General features: G+C 38.3%; 20 protein-coding genes and 1 pseudogene. 18 read left to right on the top strand and 3 right to left on the bottom strand.

The window, feature by feature from the left end; all coding sequences use genetic code 11:
- Positions 1-52: 52 nt before the first annotated feature.
- The 16 genes and pseudogenes from rpoD (at position 53) to I6F41_RS11005 (ending at position 16,713) form a co-directional block, all read left to right on the top strand.
- Positions 53-1,900 carry an RNA polymerase sigma factor RpoD gene (rpoD, locus tag I6F41_RS11080; RefSeq protein WP_011327061.1) on the top strand — a complete coding sequence of 616 codons (1,848 nt, stop codon included), beginning with the start codon at positions 53-55 and terminating at the stop codon, positions 1,898-1,900.
- Positions 1,901-1,981: 81 nt separating this feature from the next.
- Positions 1,982-2,863, top strand: coding sequence for a 50S ribosomal protein L11 methyltransferase (gene prmA, locus I6F41_RS11075; protein ID WP_182676975.1), 882 nt, complete (start codon positions 1,982-1,984; stop codon positions 2,861-2,863).
- Positions 2,864-3,143: 280 nt separating this feature from the next.
- Entirely contained in the window at positions 3,144-4,115 is a 972-nt protein-coding gene (gene dusB / locus I6F41_RS11070; RefSeq protein WP_172459251.1) for a tRNA dihydrouridine synthase DusB, read from the top strand.
- Positions 4,116-4,134: 19 nt separating this feature from the next.
- Positions 4,135-4,425: a DNA-binding transcriptional regulator Fis gene (fis, locus tag I6F41_RS11065; RefSeq protein WP_011327058.1), complete on the top strand. Its 291-nt coding sequence runs from the start codon at positions 4,135-4,137 to the stop codon at positions 4,423-4,425.
- 473 nt (positions 4,426-4,898) lie between these two features.
- Positions 4,899-6,485 carry a bifunctional phosphoribosylaminoimidazolecarboxamide formyltransferase/IMP cyclohydrolase gene (gene purH, locus I6F41_RS11060; protein ID WP_086996647.1) on the top strand — a complete coding sequence of 529 codons (1,587 nt, stop codon included), beginning with the start codon at positions 4,899-4,901 and terminating at the stop codon, positions 6,483-6,485.
- Between the two features lie 103 nt (positions 6,486-6,588).
- The gene (locus I6F41_RS11055; protein ID WP_089367656.1) at positions 6,589-7,413 is read left to right on the top strand and encodes a class I SAM-dependent methyltransferase; all 825 of its coding nucleotides are present in this window, start codon (positions 6,589-6,591) and stop codon (positions 7,411-7,413) included.
- A gap of 16 nt (positions 7,414-7,429) precedes the next feature.
- A complete protein-coding gene (gene purD, locus I6F41_RS11050; protein WP_011327055.1) occupies positions 7,430-8,719 on the top strand; it encodes a phosphoribosylamine--glycine ligase in 1,290 nt (429 codons plus the stop codon).
- Between the two features lie 284 nt (positions 8,720-9,003).
- Positions 9,004-9,264: a helix-turn-helix domain-containing protein gene (locus I6F41_RS18195; protein ID WP_197108402.1), complete on the top strand. Its 261-nt coding sequence runs from the start codon at positions 9,004-9,006 to the stop codon at positions 9,262-9,264.
- Positions 9,170-10,231, top strand: a complete 1,062-nt coding sequence (locus tag I6F41_RS11040; RefSeq protein ID WP_442960627.1) for an RNA-guided endonuclease InsQ/TnpB family protein — start codon at positions 9,170-9,172, stop codon at positions 10,229-10,231. The genes I6F41_RS18195 and I6F41_RS11040 overlap by 95 nt, the downstream gene beginning before the upstream one ends.
- Positions 10,232-10,286: 55 nt before the next feature.
- Positions 10,287-10,460 (top strand): hypothetical protein, encoded by a 174-nt coding sequence (locus tag I6F41_RS11035; protein ID WP_162010629.1) that lies wholly within the window; start codon positions 10,287-10,289, stop codon positions 10,458-10,460.
- Positions 10,461-10,482: 22 nt separating this feature from the next.
- Positions 10,483-10,713 (top strand): annotated as a pseudogene (locus tag I6F41_RS11030) (DUF2797 domain-containing protein); the annotation flags it as partial.
- 85 nt (positions 10,714-10,798) lie between these two features.
- Positions 10,799-11,014, top strand: a complete 216-nt coding sequence (locus tag I6F41_RS11025; RefSeq protein ID WP_197108398.1) for a hypothetical protein — start codon at positions 10,799-10,801, stop codon at positions 11,012-11,014.
- On the top strand, positions 10,983-11,942 hold the full coding sequence (locus tag I6F41_RS11020) for a tyrosine-type recombinase/integrase (RefSeq protein WP_197108396.1): 960 nt from the start codon (positions 10,983-10,985) through the stop codon (positions 11,940-11,942). Before I6F41_RS11025 ends, I6F41_RS11020 begins: the two co-directional genes overlap by 32 nt.
- Before the next feature lies 1 nt (position 11,943).
- Positions 11,944-14,088: a hypothetical protein gene (locus I6F41_RS11015; protein WP_197108394.1), complete on the top strand. Its 2,145-nt coding sequence runs from the start codon at positions 11,944-11,946 to the stop codon at positions 14,086-14,088.
- 8 nt (positions 14,089-14,096) lie between these two features.
- Positions 14,097-16,076: a site-specific integrase gene (locus tag I6F41_RS11010; RefSeq protein WP_197108392.1), complete on the top strand. Its 1,980-nt coding sequence runs from the start codon at positions 14,097-14,099 to the stop codon at positions 16,074-16,076.
- A gap of 1 nt (position 16,077) precedes the next feature.
- On the top strand, positions 16,078-16,713 hold the full coding sequence (locus tag I6F41_RS11005) for a hypothetical protein (RefSeq protein ID WP_197108390.1): 636 nt from the start codon (positions 16,078-16,080) through the stop codon (positions 16,711-16,713).
- A 305-nt stretch (positions 16,714-17,018) separates the two neighbouring features.
- Here the strand turns inward: I6F41_RS11005 and I6F41_RS11000 are convergent, their stop codons facing one another.
- Both I6F41_RS11000 and I6F41_RS10995 read right to left on the bottom strand, forming a co-directional pair.
- Positions 17,019-18,470 (bottom strand): DEAD/DEAH box helicase, encoded by a 1,452-nt coding sequence (locus I6F41_RS11000; protein WP_197108388.1) that lies wholly within the window; start codon positions 18,468-18,470, stop codon positions 17,019-17,021.
- Positions 18,467-18,988 (bottom strand): hypothetical protein, encoded by a 522-nt coding sequence (locus tag I6F41_RS10995; RefSeq protein WP_197108386.1) that lies wholly within the window; start codon positions 18,986-18,988, stop codon positions 18,467-18,469. The genes I6F41_RS11000 and I6F41_RS10995 overlap by 4 nt, the downstream gene beginning before the upstream one ends.
- Before the next feature lie 95 nt (positions 18,989-19,083).
- Here I6F41_RS10995 and I6F41_RS10990 point away from each other — a divergent pair, with 95 nt between their 5' ends.
- Positions 19,084-19,299 (top strand): helix-turn-helix domain-containing protein, encoded by a 216-nt coding sequence (locus tag I6F41_RS10990; RefSeq protein ID WP_197108384.1) that lies wholly within the window; start codon positions 19,084-19,086, stop codon positions 19,297-19,299.
- Between the two features lie 641 nt (positions 19,300-19,940).
- Entirely contained in the window at positions 19,941-20,102 is a 162-nt protein-coding gene (locus I6F41_RS10985) for a hypothetical protein (RefSeq protein WP_197108382.1), read from the top strand.
- A gap of 124 nt (positions 20,103-20,226) precedes the next feature.
- Here I6F41_RS10985 and I6F41_RS10980 read toward each other — a convergent pair.
- On the bottom strand, positions 20,227-21,459 hold a 1,233-nt coding region (locus I6F41_RS10980; RefSeq protein WP_197108380.1), incomplete at its 5' end, for a Y-family DNA polymerase.

Here is a 21,459-nt window from a genome sequence, read left to right as displayed (position 1 = left end):
TACATGATGGCGCCTGTTGTATCAACTTATCAGAGTGGAAGAAAAAATCTCTATGGATCCAACTCCTCAGTCACAATTAAAACTTCTGATTCTAAAAGGTAAAGAGCAAGGCTACTTAACTTTTGCAGAAGTAAATGATCACCTTCCACAAGATATTATAGACTCAGATCAAGTAGAAGATATCATTAGCATGATTAATGACATGGGTATCAAGGTTAGCGAAAACGCGCCAGATGCCGATGAACTAATGATGCAAGAAACAACGACAGACGAAGACGCAGCTGAAGCTGCCGCTGCAGCCCTTGCGACCGTAGAAAAAGAGATCGGCCGCACAACGGATCCGGTACGCATGTACATGCGTGAAATGGGTACTGTTGAACTTCTGACCCGTGAAGGCGAAATTGTAATCGCTAAGCGTATTGAAGAAGGCATTAACCAAGTACAAATTTCGGTTGCTGAATACCCTGAAGCAATTACTTACCTACTCGAGCAGTGGGATAAGTTTGAAGCAGAAGAAATGCGCCTTAGCGATATTATCGTTGGCTTTATTGATCCTAATGAAGACACAGCGCCAATTTCGGCAACTAATATTGGTTCAGAATTAAGTGCAAAACAACTTAATGACGACGATAAAGACGATGACGACAGCGACGAAGATGATGAAGACGAAGAAGAAGTAGACACAGGACCAGATCCTGAAGAAGCACGTGTTCATTTTGAAAATTTACGTGATTTATATAATAAAGCACGTGAAACGTTTGAAGCTAAAGGTCGCTCGCACCCAGATTCTCTTGCCGCTATATTTGAAATTGGTGAGTTATTCAAAACCTTTAAATTAATACCTAAGCAATTTGATCGCATGGTTAATAACATGCGTGAAATGATGGACAGAGTTCGCGTTCAAGAACGTCTTATCATGAAACAAGCAGTACAAATTGCTAAGTTACCAAAGAAAACGTTTGTTAAGCACTTTGCTAATAACGAAACGGATGCTACTTGGGTTGATTTAGAAATTGCAGCTAACGAAAAGTACTCGGCAAAACTTGAAGAAGTTAAGCCTGAGATCATTCGTAGTCTTAATAAATTACGTGTTATTGAAAGTAGCACTGGCTTAAATATTGAGCGTATAAAAGACATAAACCGTCGTATGAGTATTGGTGAAGCTAAAGCTCGCCGTGCGAAAAAAGAGATGGTTGAAGCTAACTTACGTTTGGTAATTTCAATTGCTAAAAAATATACAAACCGTGGTTTACAGTTCTTGGATTTAATTCAAGAAGGTAATATTGGTTTGATGAAAGCCGTTGATAAGTTTGAATATCGCCGTGGTTATAAGTTTTCGACTTATGCTACGTGGTGGATACGCCAAGCAATTACGCGCTCTATTGCTGACCAAGCAAGAACGATCCGTATTCCGGTACATATGATTGAAACGATTAATAAACTTAACCGTATTTCACGTCAAATGTTACAAGAAATGGGCCGTGAGCCAAATCCAGAAGAATTAGCTGAACGCATGATGATGCCTGAAGACAAAGTTCGTAAGGTACTTAAAATTGCTAAAGAACCAATTTCGATGGAAACACCGATTGGTGATGATGAAGATTCGCATTTAGGTGACTTTATCGAAGATACAACCATTGATTCGCCAATTGATTCGGCAACTATGGAGTCGCTTCGTGGCGCAACTAACGACGTACTTGCTGGCCTAACAGCCCGTGAAGCTAAAGTACTGCGTATGCGTTTTGGTATTGATATGAATACCGACCACACCTTAGAAGAAGTAGGTAAGCAGTTTGACGTAACACGTGAACGTATTCGTCAAATAGAAGCAAAGGCGCTGCGTAAATTACGTCACCCTTCTCGCTCTGATTTACTGAAAAGCTTTTTAGACGCTAAATAATAAGCGGCTAATACATATTAAAACTAAAAAGGCCGCTCTTGCGGCCTTTTTTCTATTTACCCCCTTTATCTGGAAATAAACATGGCTTGGATCCAAATTCGTATTAACGCCAACGCTGATAACGCTGATTTAATTAGTGATCTACTAGTTGAAGCTGGTAGTTCATCGGTTACTTTTATTGACGCCAAAGACACGCCTATCTATGAGCCTAAAATAGGCACTGTGCAATTTTGGGCCGATACTACGGTAATAGGCTTATTTGATGCTAATCACGATATGGATAGCGTTGTAGCGCTGTTAAACGCAGATAAATCAGTTGCGCAAAATCTAACATATAAAATAGAACAACTTGAAGACAAAGATTGGGAACGTGAGTGGATGGATAACTTTCACCCAATCCAATTTGGCGAAAGACTTTGGATTTGCCCAAGCTGGCGCGATATTCCTGATCCAGATGCAGTAAACGTATTACTCGACCCAGGCCTTGCATTTGGTACCGGCACTCACGCGACTACCGCATTATGTTTAAAATGGCTAGAAAGCCAAGATTTAACCGGTAAAACCGTGGTTGATTTTGGTTGTGGCTCGGGCATTTTGGGCATTGCTGCTATTAAACTTGGCGCAGAGCGCATGATTGGTATAGATATAGATCCGCAAGCACTAGAAGCAAGCTTAGATAATGCTAACCGTAATGGTGTTGCCGACAAATTAGAAGTATACCTGCCAGAAAACCAACCTGAATTTAGTGCCGATATAGTCGTTGCTAATATTTTAGCGCAACCGTTACGTGAACTACATAGTGTTATTTTAGGGTTATTAAAACCCGGTGGCAAAATAGCTATGTCGGGAATTTTAACCGAGCAAGCGCAATCGGTTGCCGATGTTTATGCCCCCTTTATTGAGCTGGACGACATTGCTATTGAAGGTGATTGGACCCGTGTAAGTGGCACTAAAAAAGCATAAGCACTGCCCAACGCTATTTAGAGCTTTTACTTAAAACAAGCATCTGAAGCCTGTATTTAACAGGCTTTACCATTTATTTACAAAATAAAATTTATCTCTATTTTATACTAAAAATAAAAGCTGCTTAAATTTCAAACAAATAAACCGCTTTGTCATACGGTTATCAAATGTCAATACGAAAAGGGCAAAAAAAAGTTACTTTTGTTCAATTTATAGCCTTTGATTTTTGCTAAAAAAACCGTAAACTTAGCGCCCCTTGAAAAGAGGCCTATTGAATATAGTGCGTATCGGTAAATACCAACTTGAGAATAACGTAATTGTCGCGCCTATGGCCGGTATTACAGATAGACCATTTAGACAACTTTGTCGCCGCTTAGGTGCGGGGCTTGCTGTGTCTGAAATGTTATCATCGAATCCTGATGTTTGGAAAACCGAAAAATCGATGAACCGTATGGATCACAGCGGTGAGTCGGGAATACGCGCGGTGCAAATTGCAGGAGCTGATCCTGAACTTATGGCACAGGCCGCACAATTCAATGTTGCTAATGGTGCACAAATCATAGATATCAATATGGGGTGCCCAGCAAAAAAAGTGAACAAGAAACTCGCTGGCTCTGCTTTATTACAGTTTCCTGAACTTGTGGAAGAGATTATTGATGCAGTCGTTAATGCTGTTGATATACCTGTAACACTTAAAATCCGTACTGGATGGGATCTGGATAACCGTAATGGTGTAGAGATTGCGAGAATAGCTGAACGTTATGGCATAGCGTCACTTGCCGTACATGGGCGCACACGCGCATGTATGTACAAGGGTGAAGCTGAGTACGCCACGATTAGGGACATTAAACGTTCGGTGTCGATTCCTGTGGTTGCAAACGGTGATATTACATCACCAGAAAAAGCAAAGCAGGTATTAGATTATACGGGTGCAGATGCCATTATGATTGGCCGAGCCGCCCAAGGTCGCCCTTGGATATTTAGGGAGATAGACCACTATTTGCGAACCGGAGAGCATTTACAGCCACCTGCTATTGCAGAGGTGCGCAGTATTTTAATGGAGCATTTAACTAATCTCCATACGTTTTACGGTGAGCCAATGGGAGCGCGAATTGCTCGTAAGCATGTATCTTGGTATTTGCAAACCCATGACCGTGATGGTCAGTTTAGGCGAGTATTTAATACGATCGACAACCCACTTACACAAGTTGACGTATTAGAGCAATACTTTAAAACACTAGCAGCTAACTAAGAAAGAAAGAGATTAAATAATGTTCGAACAAAACGTGACTTCTCCATTTATCACTAACCCTCATGTTCAGGCACACGAGAAACCGCAGCCATTACGTGACGCAGTAAAGAAAGCTGTTCACCACTATTTAAAGCAGCTTAACGGTCAAGATGTGCAAGACGTTTACGACCTTGTTCTTTCAGAGCTAGAAGCGCCATTACTGGAAGAAGTAATGACGTATACACGTGGTAACCAAACACGTGCAGCAATTTTACTAGGTATCAACCGTGGTACTTTACGTAAAAAGCTTAAAAAATACGGCATGAACTAATACTTTTTGTATTGACTGGTAAGCATGCTTACTAAGCCAATACATAGGGTATAAATTAATAGCTATTTATGGCCGTTAATTTATATAAAAGCACCTTAGGGTGCTTTTTTTATGCCTGCTATTTAACCTGATTTCCAGCTAGTAAACCTATCTTTAGCAGCTATTTTCAACGCACTGAGTTAGTTATTTAATAAGCTAAAATGCTCATGTTTTAGTTGGTTGGTGTCACTAAGCGTTAGTATTATTCATGTAGATTGGCGTTACCTTTTAAGCATAATTTAGGTTAAGTACTCAATTATGCTAGTAATAAATGCATAACATAAGGTTTAACCTTAGTTAATCCATAAGGAGCTGCATTATTGCTACAAGTGCTAATTGCAAAATGCTCACCCTTAATAAGTCGTTTTTTGAGTTGTTATCAGTTAAAATGCCCGCTTCTAAGCTAGCTCATAAACTGAGGAAATCAAACTACAATGGATACACATCGTCCCATTCGTCGCGCACTATTAAGTGTGTCTGATAAAACCGGTATAGTTGAATTTGCCCGCGCATTAGAAGCGCAAGGTGTTGATATTTTATCAACTGGCGGTACCTGTAAACTACTTGCTGATAACGGCATAAAAGTCACTGAAGTATCAGATCACACAGGTCACCCAGAAATCATGGATGGCCGCGTAAAAACACTTCATCCAAAAATTCACGGCGGCATTTTAGCGCGTCGCGGACAAGATGAAAGCGTAATGGCAGAAAACAATATTTCTGCTATCGACATTGTTGTAGTTAACTTATACCCCTTTGCGAATACTGTCGCTCAAGAAAACTGCAGCCTTGAAGATGCTATTGAAAACATAGATATTGGCGGCCCGACTATGGTTCGCGCAGCGGCTAAAAATCATAAAGACGTTACTATTGTGGTAAACGCCAGCGACTACGACCGCGTGATCAGCGAAATGCAAAGCAATAAGGGTTCTACTACCTATAAAACCCGTTTTGACCTTGCTATAGCAGCCTACGAGCACACCGCTCAGTACGATGGCATGATTGCTAATTACTTCGGTAAAATGGTTCCTGATTACACAGAGGAAGCCGCCGAAGATACTAAGTTCCCACGCACTATCAATATGCAGTTCACTAAAAAGCAAGATATGCGCTACGGCGAAAACTCGCATCAAGACGCGGCTTTCTATGTTGAAAACGATATTGTTGAAGCTTCAGTAGCAACAGCAACTCAGCTGCAAGGTAAAGCGTTATCTTTCAACAACATTGCTGATACCGATGCTGCGCTTGAGTGTGTTAAAGAATTTGACGTACCAGCCTGTGTAATCGTAAAACATGCAAACCCATGTGGCGTGTCTATCGGTAGCAATATTCTTGAAGCATATGAACGTGCTTTTAAAACCGACCCTACGTCGGCATTTGGTGGCATTATTGCCTTTAACCAAGAGTTAGATGCAGCAACCGCGGAAGCAATTGTTGAGCGTCAATTTGTGGAAGTAATTATTGCTCCTAGCGTATCTGACGCTGCAGCCAAAATTGTTTCGGCTAAACAAAACGTACGTTTATTAGTATGTGGACAGTGGACAGGTAAAGCCGCAGGCCAAGATATTAAACGCGTTAATGGCGGTATTTTAGTGCAAGACCGCGACTTAGGCATGGTAACGCAAGGCGATTTAAAAGTTGTATCTAAGCGTCAACCTACTGAGCAAGAGCTTAAAGACTTATTATTTTGCTGGAAAGTAGCTAAATTTGTTAAATCTAACGCCATTGTATATGCCCGTGACGGTATGACAATCGGTGTAGGCGCGGGCCAAATGAGCCGCGTTTACTCGGCTAAAATTGCCGGTATTAAAGCAGCAGATGAAAACCTTGAAGTTAAAGGTTCAGTTATGGCATCGGATGCATTCTTCCCATTTCGTGATGGTATTGACGCAGCTGCAGCCGCTGGCATAACGGCAGTAATTCAGCCAGGTGGCTCAATGCGTGATGCAGAAGTGATTGCCGCAGCAGACGAAGCTGGCATGGCAATGGTACTTACTGGTATGCGCCACTTCCGCCACTAATCACTTATAGAGCTAAACACTGAAGTTTGAGTTTAGCTCTGTTTGTTTGCAATCAATTAACGTATTCTGATTGTTCATTAAACTAACAGTGAAGAATAAAATGATGAAATTTGCTTTAAAATCTATACTTGTCGCCACTATTGCGCTTAGCTCTGCAGCAAGCTTGGCTCATAACCACAGTGAAAACTCATTAGTTGCTAATGCACTTAATTATGAGCAGCGCGCTGCTAAAAACAGTGAGCGTGACAAGTTTCGTCATCCAGCACAAACGCTGGCATTTTTTGGCTTAAAGCCGAATATGAGCGTGGTAGAAATATCGCCCGGTGGTGGTTGGTACAGCGAAATTTTAGCGCCTGTACTCAAAGATAATGGCAAATTTTACGCCGCGCATTTTCCAAAAGATGCGACTGGCTTTTATCAGCGTTCTCGCTCTGAGTTTGAACAAAAAGTAACGCAAGACCCACGTTTTAGTAAAGTAATAGTAACTGAGTTTGCTCCTGTTACTCACACCGAACTTGCCCCTGCAAATAGCGCCGATATGGTACTTACCTTTAGAAATGTGCATAACTGGTATATGGGTAAAAATAAAGACGGCGCACTTAGTGCGTTTAAATCTTTTTATACCGCGCTCAAACCAGGTGGCACCTTAGGTGTAGTGGAGCATAGATTGCCTGAAGCACGCGCCGATGACGATCAAAAAAGCAGTGGTTACATGAAGCAAAGCTACGTAATTGAAATAGCTAAACAAGCTGGGTTTGAATTAGTTGCTAGTAGTGAAATAAATGCTAACCCAAAAGATACAGCCGATCACCCTAAAGGGGTATGGACGCTACCACCAAGCTTACGTTTAGGCGAGCAAGATGCCGATAAATATAAAGCTATTGGTGAGAGTGACCGCATGACGCTGAAATTTAAAAAACCGCTTTAAATAGGAATTTTTCGCCATGAATGTTTTAGTCATTGGCAGCGGCGGCCGCGAACACGCTCTTGCGTTTAAAGCCGCTCAAAACACCAAAGTAAACACAGTATTTGTAGCCCCTGGTAATGCGGGCACAGCACTTGAGCCAAAACTTGAGAACGTTGCAATAAATGTTGACGACTTAGACGGTTTACTTCAGTTTGCACAACAAAATAATGTTGAGCTTACTATTGTAGGCCCTGAGATCCCGTTAGTATTAGGTGTGGTTGATAAGTTTCGTGAACACGGCCTAGCTATATTTGGCCCAACAGCGGGCGCAGCTCAGCTTGAAGGCTCAAAGTCGTTTACTAAAGACTTTTTAGCGCGTCACAATATCCCTAGTGGCGATTACCAAACCTTTGAACAGGTTGCCCCTGCCCTTGCTTATTTAAAAGAAAAAGGCGCGCCAATTGTAATCAAAGCAGATGGTTTAGCCGCAGGTAAAGGCGTTATTGTTGCGATGACTGAAGCCGAGGCTGAAGATGCTATTCGTGACATGCTTGCGGGTAATGCTTTTGGTGATGCTGGTAGCCGCGTAGTTATCGAAGAGTTTTTAGAAGGTGAAGAAGCGTCTTTCATTGTGATGGTAGATGGCAAAAACGTATTACCATTTGCCACTAGCCAAGATCATAAACGCGCTTACAATGGCGATGCTGGCCCTAACACTGGCGGTATGGGTGCTTATTCACCTGCGCCAGTAGTTACCGATGAAATTCATCAGCGTATTATGAACGAAGTGATTTACCCAACGGTAGAGGGCATGGCGAGCGAGGGTCATCCGTACACAGGCTTTTTATACGCTGGCTTAATGATAGATACCGATGGCACGCCAAAAGTAATTGAGTATAACTGTCGTTTTGGCGACCCGGAAACTCAACCTATGATGCTACGTTTGCAATCAGACTTAGTCGAGTTAATTGAAGCGGCTAATCGTGTTGAACTGGATAAAACCACCATTGAGTTTGATCCACGTGCAGCCGTTGGTGTAGTACTGGCCGCTAAAGGCTATCCTGGTGATTATCCTAAAGGCGATGTTATATCGGGTTTACAGGTTGACTACCCTGCTGGCGAAAAAGTATTTCATGCTGGTACTAAACAAAACGGTAATGACGTAGTAACTGCGGGCGGACGTGTATTATGTGCCACCGCACTGGGTAATACCGTAACCGAAGCGCAGCAACGCGCTTACGAGCTAATAAAGCAACTCAGCTGGGATGGCATGGAATATCGTACTGATATTGCATATCGTGCTATTGCGAGAGAGCAAAATAGTTAAATATAACCTATTGGTTAATATTACTATTAAATGTAAACATCAAAAGCGCAGCTTGTCTGCGCTTTTTTAGTGCTACACTATTTGAAAGGATCAAAAAAAGCACAGCATAATTTGGAATTTAAAACGTTACGTTATCATGCGCTAGCCGCAGCAATACTTATATTAATATTTTTTATCAACTTTTGCCGTAATACACCGCTCCTTTAGGTCGGTGATATAAGGCAATAGTCGCGAAGCGACTAAGTGGGTTGTTCCTTTTTAATCATACTGTATATAATAACAGTATGGTTATTCGCAAAGCTTATAAATTTCGTTTAAAAACAACACCCGATATTAACGCTAAAATGGTGCAATATGCGGGAAATTGTCGATTCTTGTGGAATAAAGCCTTAGCGATTAACTTATTTAAGTTACAGAATAAACAAAAAATTTGCTACTACCAAGAGTTGGATTTCTTTTCCAAACTTTGGAAAAAAAAGCGAGGAGTATGGCTTTTTAACACTATCGCCCGCACAAACTATCCAACAAACATTAAAACAGCTTGAACGCGCCTTTAAAGATGCATTCGATAAAAACCAACCACTCAAACGGATGCCTACTTTTAAGAAAAAAGGAGAGGTGAATAGCTTTAGTTTTCCTCAAGGCTTTAAAATCGACAAGAATGGGAAACGTATTTTTTTACCTAAAATCGGTTGGGTTAATGTTAGAAAAAGCCAAGCTATTTTAGGAAAAGCTAAAAACGTCACTGTTTCACAAAAAGGAAAGCACTGGTTTGTTTCAATCCAAGTTGAACAAGAAGTAGCACCACCTAAGCACCCATCAAACGCCATGATTGGGGGAGATTTAGGCGTGAAACACCTAATTACCCTTTCTGATGGCAGTTTTGTGGAGCCGATAGATACCAGTAAACAGACAATCAGGATCAAACGATTACAGAAGCAACTTGCTAGAAAAGTGAAATTTTCAAGTAATTGGAAAAAATTAAAAGCAAAGATCACAACATTTCATACGAAAGTTGCCAATATTCGTCATGACAAATTACATAAGATCTCAACACAGTTGAGCAAAAGCCACGCAATCATCGTGCTAGAAGATCTTAAAATTAGAAATATGACGAAAAACAGCAAAGGCAACAGTGAGCAGCATGGAAAAATGGTGAAACAAAAATCTGGCTTAAACCGCGTCATTCTCAATCAAGGATGGGGAATGTTTAAAGAAATGCTGAAATATAAGCAGGATTGGCTCGGCGGTCAGGTTATTTTTGTTGATCCGAAACATACCAGTCAAACGTGTCCGGCGTGTGGTCATCAATCAAAAGATAACCGATTAACGCAGTCTAAGTTTGAATGTGCGAAGTGCGGTTATCAAGATAATGCGGATCATGTTGGCGCATTAAATATTTTAGCGCGAGGTCATCGCGTTCTAGCCTGTGGAGAGATTGACATTAGTCAGCTTGTTGAAGCAGGAACTTGCCTTATGAGTGATCACAAGGCCCCGATGGTTTTAAACTAATCGGAATCCCCCTCCTTTCCTGAACTTGTTCAGGCGCTTGGCGAGGTGGTGGAGGATGTCAACAATTACTATTGAAGGGGTAGAAACGCAAGAGGTTCACGACTTACTTAAAGGTATGAACGCCGATCACGCACAAGGATACCTTTACGCCAAACCACTCGCGTATGACGATTATTTACAGTACTTAAACAGCCAATATAATTTAAAAATGTTAGACTCCCCTTTTTAACATCTTTAGGGGCCAAGTAAAGATGCAAGGCACATTGCGTAAATTAAAATCGAGCTTAACCGAGCCGGTACAATATCACTTACCTGTGGGTGAGCACTTAGTCGACTTAAATGCATTTATAGGTAAAGAGCTAACGCTTACTTTTAGCGGCACAATTTTATGCTCTAGCTGTGGTAAAAAAACCAAAAAAAGCTATTCTCAAGGCCATTGCTTTGTATGCATGCGCAAACTTGCTAGTTGCGATATGTGTATTTATTAGAATGTTGATATAAAGCAGTTATTTGTTGACATAAATTTTTTTGATAATGTATGTCAACATATTACACTAAGAGATAAAAATGATTAATGTTAAGCGAGTATGGGATTACGAGTATGGGGCACGCAAATTAAATTTTTACTGCTTAGTTGGTAAAAACAATGTCCCACTTTTTGAACCTAGTTTGTTTTTATTTAAAGAAGCTATCAAAGGAGCATCAGAAAATACTACTCGAGGTTATGCAAATGATTTGAAGTCATTTTTCCATGCTCCATCAGAGCTTAGGTGGAATAGATAATTATAAAGTTGTAACAGATACTCAAATGAATGGGTACTTGAATGGCTTCCTTAATCAAAAAAAATGTCTTAAACCGGCAACTATTACTCGGCACATAGCTGCTATCAATCGTTTTTATACTTTTTGTTACGATAATGGATTTATGAGTAGAAAATCCTGTTTTTCATTCAGTTACGCAGATAACATAAGCACTGAAACAATGTTGAATGGGATGACGACAAAGCTTCATAGAACTTATTTGAGTAAGAATACTTTTGAGGAAGTTATCTTAGGATCAATCAAAACGAAAAGTCCATTTCTAAAAGAACGAGATGAGTTAGCTTTAAAATTGGGTTATTACGGTGGTTTCAGATCCGGTGAATTAGTTTCATATGGTAATTTAAATGCTAATAAATTACGTGAGCTTTTACCTAAACAAGACAAACGCACAATTCAATCAATTGAAATTGGGGTTCGGGGCAAGGGAAAAAAATTAAGAACTATCAGGTTAGGACCCCAGATAACTGAAGCGATTTATAATTTCATTTGGGGAAGAGCAAAACATATTACTAATTCAATTTTCTGTGCTGAAAATGGAAGGCCGTTAATGAATAAATCATACGGCTCGCAACTTTTTAGGGAATGTAAGAATAACTATCTCTCATCATGTACATTAATTGAAAGTGAATATAGACGTTGGGAAGAACGCTCATACCATCTATTAAGGGCTTGTTATGCAACAAATATGGTTAGCTTCTGTGTTGAAGTAGGTATTGACCCCAGAGTCTTTGTCACACAATGGATGGGGCATTCAAATCCTAAAACAACGGAGATCTATATTTTTTACGATGCAGTTTTAAATAACCGTTTAAAGATAATCGAAGAATTATCGCTTAACAATACATTCTTTGGTCAAACATTCCGTCAAAAGTTTAATATAGGTAGGTAAAATGAGCGATTACATTTCCATTGCTGTCAGTAACACTCATCTATCAGATGAAAAAAATAATAATCACTATTCTAAGGGCATTCGCGAATTAACTTTTGAGGACAATAGAGGCTTTTCTACTTGTGTTAGAGTTCCGGATGAGATCAACTCAGTCCTTTGTGATATTTTCATGGCATATCTGAGTAGCCCAATTTTTGCAAAATATGCGAAGGGCACACAAACTAATTATGCTAGTTATGTTATATATTTTTTTAACTTTTTATCACAGTATCAATACACCAATGATCAAAGAATACCAAATTCTGTGTTATCTGAATTTGTCCAATATTTGAAAAGTAGTAATGCAGGATCAACTATAATACGTCATTCTAATCTTTTTATAACAAAAGTTATAAGACACACTGCATTAGATACTGATAATGCGTTAGATAGTTCTCACAAAGAAAGGTTTTGGCAGTACCTCTCAAAAGCTGTAAAAATTCAATCCGTAGAAAGTAATCCAATAAAGTCAATGTCTGCGTATTTTAATACAGGATATTCTGACACTGAACTAATTAGATCCTTAAGGATAACATGCACTTGGATCTTACTAGAGCACGATAGGCAGAGGAAGTTACTACTAGATGATTCTAAAATTGAAACGCAATTAGCTTTGCTAAAAACCTTTCCTGTTGATGCTCCTCCTTTAAATGCTGGGCGGTTGTATGCTGGTAATATTAAAAAATTGACAAAAAATATCATAAAGGAAGTTAAACTTTCTCAAAATGCTTACACAGTGCTTCTAAAATCCGTGTTGAAAACTAATGATGGAATGTTGTTCGAGAGAGTTATTGCTGGGTTTAAACATAAATTAGGGAAAGTGTTATCGCAAGATACATGTCAAACAGTAATAGAACGGATGTTTGGTCTTGGCTTAAAGTCACAGAAAGCTAAGATTGTAAGTAATATTCGCTTACCAAAGCATATTGCAACTAACCAAAGAATGGTTATCACTTGGATGAAGTCACTCACGTATCGGCATTTGATAGCGCCATCGGAAGTAGAAATTTTTGCAGCACAGTGTATTTTTGCTAGTGAACGAATACAAGCAAGTAACCAAGCTCGGCAGACTTTAAATGATATAGAGTTCAATTCAGACGGGTTGCAAATCCAACATGTAAAAAATAGGTCAAAAAATACTTACGCTTCTGGTATATATGGCCACAACACTCTCATTAACTCAGCATTAAGAGCATACGTAGACAGCTGTTTGAGTTGGAAGCAATGGGCAAATAACAAAGATGGAGACTTGTTATTTCCATATTCAGGAAGCAGTAATACCCAGCGTAGAGGAGTTATAGGTCGATACAAAAGTTCCAACTGGAGCTTTTTTGAATTGTTAGTAACACCTGGGACATCTACAAATAATAAGCTTATCAACGATGTATCAAAGAATGATTCAGAGCCATTTATTCAATGGTTATCAGCACTGATAAAACATAATAGCGCGGTGTTGTCTAAAAATGCTGAAAAAGGGTGCCTTGGTCTAAGCATTAGTATGATAGGCCAAAGCCGTAACTACATGGAGTCTTCTCTCACCGTTGTCGAGAAAGGTTCTGACGAACCGCTAACATCAGATGATCCAAATATTAGTTCGAGTTTGAGAGGACATAGCTTAAGTACTAGACGTCGAATCTATGATGATCGCGCACCTAAAAAGTCTGTTGATTATGATTTTGCAACTAGGGTTGCGGAGCTGATGGAGCAAGATGCAGAAAAGATTGGCCAATACCTAAAAAAAACAAAAGTGGTTAACTTGATTGAAGCAAAACAATTATTGGGTTGTGAAAATGTACAAGACGATATGAGAGCTATTTTACAAGAAGTAGAAGCTGATATTGGATTAACCGGTGAAATTCAAAATGGAAAAGAAACTATCTTTGTGGCAAATGAATTAACTGCAGCACTTTTGTATTTAAGAATTAGTCATATTAATAATGAAATTCCTAAATTACTTAATGATACCCCCTCTTACTCTAAAGCGCTAAATGCAGCCTCGAAAAGAGTCTATTTAGAAAAAGTGTTGAGTCAATTTCCAAGCCCAATTGTGAAAGCAGGAAAGATGCTTTCACAGACACTAAATGTACAGTTTGAATCATTAATTTAGGAACGTTTATGAATACACAAATGGCACAAGAAAGAATTAATAGTGATGCACCGATAAATAAGCTGACTAATGATGTACTTGTTGGCGTGGATCTAATAAAACGTGATGAGAACGGAAACCCTAGAGTGTGGAAAGTAAATTTTGCTCGAAATAATATCAAAACTAAATGGCAGTTGTGGGCAAAAAAAGCATTTGTGGAGATATTAGATGGTTGGGATAATATTGAAGCTCAGACACTAGTAGGTAGGACTGGAACGGTAAAAAATTGGCACATAAATCTTTTAAGAATTGCTGTTTGGGCAAGTCAAAACAAACCATCAACACCTATATCACTATGGGAAGAGAAAGATTTAGTTAAGCTTTTTCAGGATGCTATTGAAAACAATATCCTCTGGTCAGATAAACTGAAATCAGAAACACTCGTTTACGGAAGTTTAAAAGGGCTTGTCGATACAATCAATGTCACAAGAGAACATTATTTATTAGGTCGTATTGATGATGGTTATACTAAACACATTACTTATGACTTTTTAACAGAAGCTGCAAAACCAATCCTTAACCGATTAGATATAGACTACGACAAATGGGTAGTAAATAAGGTTGTTAAATCAGTTCCTATGGTTTTTTTCCTAATTCTGGTTCAAAGAGCCATTGATGTAATTCGTGACCCACACACGTTATTTTTCTCTGAGTTTATGCCGCTTGTTAGACAAAGAAAAATTAACATTAAAGATCTTTGGCGTAATGGGACTTTTTTAAATTTTTGCTCAAATAAAGAGGCTACACTACGAGTTAAAACTAAAGAAGACTGTCGGTTAATAAAGAGTTTACTTGAAAAGTATAATATTGAAATTGATGCGAATTTAGATTTAAGCACTAAAGCTATATCTTCGCAATGCAACAAAATTTACGATGCTTGTATTCTCATTTTTCTCGCTTTAACCGGAATACGAGTTAGTGAGTTGTTAAGTATTAGTGGTGATGACTACCAACAGAGTCCAGATGGAACATGGATGTTCAAGAGTGAAATAATAAAAACGAATAATGGTATTTCAGAAGCAAGACAGTTAAGTGGTTTAACCCTTGAGTCTGCAAAACTCATGGTAAGCTGTAGTTTAATTACCAAGCGTAATCGCAAAGATAAAAATAGAATACCTTTATTACTTAGAGCATTTAATTCAGATGGTGTTGATAAGAAAACTGACAAACTGACCGCAAAAAAGTTTAGGATTTCAACCTCGGAGGGTATCCGATTGACACTCATTGCATTGTTTAATGACGCTATTGAAAAGCACCCTGAATTAAGAGAGGACGTTGAGCATATACATCCACATATGTTTCGTCATACATGGGCTGAATTTGCCTTACGCCGTTTTGAGGGGAATGTTTTAGAAGCGATTAGAAAGCATTTTATGCACGCCTATGGTAGCTATTTTATAACAACGTATACATTTAACAAGCTTAATAAAGAAGTTAAAGAAAGTATTGAGCGTAAGTATTTATGTGAAATATTAGAGCGTATTGCATATGAAAATATCAATGTCATAAACGACCCCAATTTCAAAAAAGATATGACTGGAAAGGTTGTTAGTTATCTTGCAAAAGCAATGGACGCCACCATAATAGATGATTCAGAGTTACATGAGTTTATTGAATCCATTGCAGATGAGTTTGAATCCATCAGCGCCCATGAATACGGTTACTGTATAGTACGTAAAAACACCCGAACATTAGCAAAATGTTACGACAGGAAAACGCAAACACCATTGTTAGAAAATGGCTGTTTCGCACTCTGCACGGAATGCGTGAATTTTGCAGCATCAAGCGTTAGTAATAAAGATATGATAATTCGAACTGCAATAAGTCACCAAAATATGATTGAGGGTCAAGAAAAATTGTGGGGTAAAGAAGTTAAAAGTAAGGCGGTTGAAGCATCTCGAAAAATTATCAATCAAGCCGAAAAAATCCTCGATGCGATGGGTGGTTGATATGACTAGATTTTCACTAGAAAAATTTATTAAAACACCAAAGGAACCATCGATACCTGAATGGGCAAAAAGAAAACCGTTGCAAGAAAAACTTTATCTTGCAACGCTGGATATTATCAAGGAAATTGAAGCTAAATTTGAAAATCCCAGATATGCATCTAACTTACCCCCCACAGAGCGAACCATAGTACTTGCTCAACTAGCCAAACGTTTAGATATTGGCCGTTCTAATATCAGAGAAGACCGAATGCCTGAATTGATTGAGCATATTAAGCTGGAGAATATTCGCCTCAAAAAAGCTTGGAATAATATAAGTACCAAAGCAAATCAAGGTCGTAATCTTTCAAAGCCTGAACTAGAAACAAGAAAATCAGAGCTGGAATCTACAATAAAAGAAATAGAAAACAGGCAATTGTATAGTTACTTTGATAAAGCTGTAGAATCAAAAATATTAGATTCACAACAGGAACTTGCCGCTAAATATAGAAACCTAGAGAATTTATATAATGATGCTATAAAACTGGCGGCTAATCGTGATAAGCAAGTTAAAGCATATGTTCGAGAACTCAGTGAAGCGATGGAAGAAATTCAGCACCTAAAATCAAAGGTAACCGAGCTGGAAAGGAAACGTATCTGATAAACTATCTTGTATGATTCACAGAAATTGTTTCAATATATTGCGGCCTTATCAACAAAAAATTATACAGTTCCTAAAGTGGATTGAGCTTTACGAAGACACTAAAAATTCAGGTCTGGTGTGCCGTATACGCGGTATCTCTAGGCCGACTTTGCCTAAGTTTTTTAGTCGAATTTAGAAGGCTACAGGAAGTTTCTAGGTGCCCTATTGTGCCCTCAGAACTCCCCAAATACCAAAATCAATTGACCACTTGTATTTTGAGGCTTTGGATGATTAGCTATCTACAAATCCCGCGCTAACCAAAACTATTCTCCCAATTCACTCAACCCTAAAGCAATCGATTCCTGCTTAAATCGCCCATAGATATTAATGGTTTGCTCATAAGAATGCGTCAAGAAATGCTCTTCGAATATTTCATTTTTGTTAGAATAATTTGATTGTTTAATAACATCATCCATACATTCTAGTTGATCAAAAATATAATTAATTCCAATTTTAGGAGTAACAGACCTTGTTGTGTCAAAAGTCACGGAATTTAACTTTTTATCTAGAGCTTGTCCTTGAACTTCGCATTCTATCTTTTCAAACTTTACCACATCAACTTCAAATGGAACGTCTTGCTTAACACGATAAGCATACTCCAACAGTTTAGGCTCTGCAGGCATGTAAAAAACGGCTTCTTGATTCTTCGATCCTGTCATTCTAAGTATTCGCCCCAAAATTTGTCTAAAATGCATTTCGGTTTTTATATTGCTCAAGTGGCAGCAAACTTGTAATCGAGGGATATTAGTTCCTTCGCTGATCATTCCCACTGAAATTATCCATTTACTTTTCGCAGCCTTAAAGGTTTGAATAATATTCGCTGGACACTTCTCTTTATAAGTTACAACTATCGAAGCTTCATTCAAGCTCACTTTCATTAATTGTGATATTTGATTTGCATGTTTTACAGATGAAGCAACAACTAAACCTGCTGCATCTGGGTTAATTAATCTAATTCTGGAGAGCTTCTTATGAGCAGAAGATATTACGTATTTAATAACGACTTCATTTTCAATAATATCCTGATAAGGAGTTATTGATTGCGACAGTAAAGAACTAAAGCTATCAAAAGTTTTTGTTTCTTCTTTACCAACAACCGAAATATTATTATTATCAATAGCAATTATCTGAGGAATCCGGCAAACGTCAGCACTAATGGCCTCAGAAAGCCCGTAAATGTAATCACAAGATATTTTATTGCTAGAGTGCATATAATTAGAAAGAACGATAGGAGCCAAATCTGAACGCCACGGAGTGCCCGTTAATGCCAGAGTGAATAATGCCTTTTCTTGAATGTTAAGAATTATTTTCTCACCCCACGCATTCGCGTTATCAATATTTGAGCCTGCACAATGGTGTACCTCATCAAATATTACAAAAACACGATATCGCTCAAACAGGTGCCAAAAGCTTGTATCCAGATGCTGCAAATTTTGATAGGTAAGCGAACGGCCTTTAGCGCCAATCAAACCATCAAAACGCTCTTGTGTTCTTAAGTGCAAACTTTCACTAAAGTCCATTGCAACAATGGTAGACGGTGAAAAACAAACGACTAGATCTACGAGATTATTTTTTAATAACTGATCGGCTAATTCTGAAGCCATCAAAGTTTTACCTGCACCTGGCGTCGCTAAAGCTAAAAAGTGGCTATTACCACTTCTGTATCGAGCTAAAGCTAAATCAATACATTCCGCTTGCCATTGTCTTAATTTCATATCTTCTCTATGGGTTTATCTTGCTCAAGTAAGCTTTCAATAGCTCTTATCTTTCCTAGTATTCTTGTATTATTGTCTTTAGCTACATTAAATAGAGGTTGAATCTCATCAACTAGTTCGGGATGTTCTGAATACAGGTCTTTATATGCTTCTGACTCACCGATATTTAATAACAATTCTGATTTATAATGATTTAGCTTTGCGATTAAACTTTTATATGTTTCTTTTTCAAAGCTTATTTTCACTGGTTGTTTGATTTGCAAAGAATCAAAATATTCACCATCAAATAATTTAGTTTTACTAAAGCGTGTTGTTCCATCTTTAATAGTATTTCTCTTAACTAACCATCCTTTATTTACAAACTTTAAAAGTTCAAAATATAACTTTTTTCTTATAACGATAGGATCTAAGAAGGGATCATTCTTTAGGGTAATGTATGATGAACAGACTTCACTGGTTGTAAAGTTATTAAAGTTTTGCGCTTTAATTATTTGTGCAACACAAAGTTCTATATTCAAGATAACCCCTAAACAAATCCGACGCTCCGATAGCGGAGCAATTTTAATGATTTTATTTGTGACAATCAAGCTCCGTATACGGAGCAAATGATGTAATGAATATTGTTGGGAAGAATATAAAGCAAATTAGAGAAAGTAAATCATGGACACAAGAAGTTTTAGTCGCTAAATGTCAGATTAAACAGTGGGAAATAACGCGTAGTACATTGGCTAAGATCGAATCTAATGTTAGAAGAGTTACCGATATAGAGGTAAAACGTTTTGCACAAATCTTTGATGTCTCAATTGATGAGTTATTCAGTGAAGATTAAAATCAAAACATACTAATTAAATCACTTGAAGTGAGAATCAAAAAGATACACTACAAGGGTTTGACACCTCTGACTTAAATTGAGTTTAAAAAGCAATTTTAGTAAGCGTATAGCTAACGATTAATAGGTAAGGGAAGACTTTACATAGCTAAGAGGCCCTTTTTGATGGTCTAGCTAACAACACCTAGCCTTACTTAACGTTCCTAGGTAATAGTGATCCTAGATTATATAACCTGCAAAGATATGTGCTTTAAGCAAGTAGAAATATAGACATGTACCACAAGATTATTTGCCTTTGCTGTTCCAACAAGGCTATAAAGTATCGAACTGGTATGTGTACTATTGATGAATTGCCGATAGTAAAGTAACTCAGCTTGACAGCTTTGAGCGATGAGCGTTCATTGGGATTGGCTAAATATAGTAGTTAATTAATTGGTTAAACTGATCTTTGCGCATATATTAATGAAAATGAGCGACGCGCGCATATTAGTTTTTTTATTTTTACTTTAAAGCTTAAGAAAAAATAGTAATAGTAATACCTTAGGTTATTTATTAAAACTATATAAAGTAGATAAATGAGCGTTTAGTCGGCAGCAATGAGCGCACTATTAAATGTTAGGTACTACAAGGAAAAAACAGGGATGAGCATTGAATTAACAATTAAATACTCTGATTCAGAATATAAATCAGCTATCAAAGAAAAATTGGCAGTTATGCCAAACATAAACCTTCATACATATCTACCGACTGGAATTAACCTGAAGAAAGGAGCCATAGATATAACTAAAGTGGGTCTAAATTAAAAATACTGTAGCGCTACACAAGGCAAAAAGGGTTTTAATTAAGAAATTCCAATAAAGATTTCCTGTAACCTTATAAACTAAATACACTGTTATCACATTCAATATTTGATGGCTCTAACCCAGCTCAATCACAATCTATGATTGGAATATCTGACCAGCGGGTTGTGTAATGGGGCGATAAAAAAGCCCGTTTCATGTTCCATGATTTTGTGAGCTTTTCACTTCCTAAAGATAAAGTGCCGACCCCATAACGTTTATTTATAGCATCCAAACACGCCATTACTTCTGGGTTATCTTTGCTTACAGAAAACATATCCGCTTGTTGAAATAACTCACTTTCTAATTCTATTGCGCCAATACCGCAGCGATAAAAGCGCGTGTTAGCCTTAAAAATATCATCAATAACATCTGAAACAGCATTGGCTATAACACTGGTATCTGATGTAGGTATAGGAAAATCATAGAGCAAAGATTTCTTATAATACACGTCTTCGTGTGGCGAGCTTGCAGCGAATATCACGAGTCGTTTTGCTAATGACTGCTGCTTCCTTAGTTTGCGGCCAACAATTGCTGCGTGTGTTACGAGGGCTGATTTTAATGTATTTAAGTCACTTACTCTTTCGCCGAAACTTCTCGTTGAGTAGATTTCTTTTTTATTCTGTTTTACTTCATCCCAACTTAAACAGGCGATGCCGTTGAGTTCACTTACGGTCCTCTCAACAACAACGCTAAACATGCGTCGCATTTCTTTAGGGTTCTGGCTTGCTAAATCCCATGCACTTTTAATCCCCATGACCTTAAGTTTTCTACCGAGTCGAGAGCCAATACCCCAGACATCAGTAACATCCATACGCATAAGGACTTCTTGGCGTGAGATATCATCATTAATAACAGCAACCCCATTATAACCTGAGAGTTTTTTGGCTGCATGGTTGGCTGCTTTAGCTAGCGTAGGCGTAATGCCAAAGCCAACACCTACAGGCAATCCTGTCTCGCGCCATACAGCTCGTCGTATTGTGTGTCCGTAATCAGCCCAGTCATTAATGATTTTAGAAAAACCAGTAAAACGTAAAAACGATTCATCAATACTATAAACATAATGGTCATCACAAAAACGATTAATGACCGTCATCATTCTCTCACTCAAATCAGCGTAGAGTTCATAATTTGAAGAGCGCACGACGACATTATGCTGCTCTAAATAGGGTCTAATTTTGAAGTAAGGCTCAAATTTTGGGATATTAAGCTTTCTAGCAATAGGACATATGGCACAAATACACCCATCGTTATTTGTCAGAACAACAACGGGTTTAAAGCGAATGGATGGGTCAAATACCTTCTCCGCACTGGCATAAAA

This window comes from Pseudoalteromonas sp. SCQQ13 (genome assembly GCF_015864415.1).
Lineage (GTDB): Bacteria > Pseudomonadota > Gammaproteobacteria > Enterobacterales > Alteromonadaceae > Pseudoalteromonas > Pseudoalteromonas nigrifaciens.
This window is presented reverse-complemented; position numbering and strand designations above follow the sequence as displayed.

Coding starts and splice junctions, on each gene's coding strand:
- I6F41_RS11015 (WP_197108394.1), top strand. CDS start 11,944: ATGAGCGATTACATTTCCATTGCTGTCAGTAACACTCATCTATCAGAT.
- I6F41_RS10990 (WP_197108384.1), top strand. CDS start 19,084: ATGAATATTGTTGGGAAGAATATAAAGCAAATTAGAGAAAGTAAATCA.
- I6F41_RS11005 (WP_197108390.1), top strand. CDS start 16,078: ATGACTAGATTTTCACTAGAAAAATTTATTAAAACACCAAAGGAACCA.
- rpoD (WP_011327061.1), top strand. CDS start 53: ATGGATCCAACTCCTCAGTCACAATTAAAACTTCTGATTCTAAAAGGT.
- I6F41_RS11000 (WP_197108388.1), bottom strand. CDS start 18,470: ATGAAATTAAGACAATGGCAAGCGGAATGTATTGATTTAGCTTTAGCT.
- I6F41_RS11055 (WP_089367656.1), top strand. CDS start 6,589: ATGAAATTTGCTTTAAAATCTATACTTGTCGCCACTATTGCGCTTAGC.
- fis (WP_011327058.1), top strand. CDS start 4,135: ATGTTCGAACAAAACGTGACTTCTCCATTTATCACTAACCCTCATGTT.
- I6F41_RS11020 (WP_197108396.1), top strand. CDS start 10,983: ATGCTCCATCAGAGCTTAGGTGGAATAGATAATTATAAAGTTGTAACA.
- I6F41_RS11035 (WP_162010629.1), top strand. CDS start 10,287: ATGTCAACAATTACTATTGAAGGGGTAGAAACGCAAGAGGTTCACGAC.
- I6F41_RS11025 (WP_197108398.1), top strand. CDS start 10,799: ATGATTAATGTTAAGCGAGTATGGGATTACGAGTATGGGGCACGCAAA.
- I6F41_RS11010 (WP_197108392.1), top strand. CDS start 14,097: ATGAATACACAAATGGCACAAGAAAGAATTAATAGTGATGCACCGATA.
- I6F41_RS18195 (WP_197108402.1), top strand. CDS start 9,004: ATGGTTATTCGCAAAGCTTATAAATTTCGTTTAAAAACAACACCCGAT.
- I6F41_RS10985 (WP_197108382.1), top strand. CDS start 19,941: ATGAGCATTGAATTAACAATTAAATACTCTGATTCAGAATATAAATCA.
- prmA (WP_182676975.1), top strand. CDS start 1,982: ATGGCTTGGATCCAAATTCGTATTAACGCCAACGCTGATAACGCTGAT.
- purH (WP_086996647.1), top strand. CDS start 4,899: ATGGATACACATCGTCCCATTCGTCGCGCACTATTAAGTGTGTCTGAT.
- purD (WP_011327055.1), top strand. CDS start 7,430: ATGAATGTTTTAGTCATTGGCAGCGGCGGCCGCGAACACGCTCTTGCG.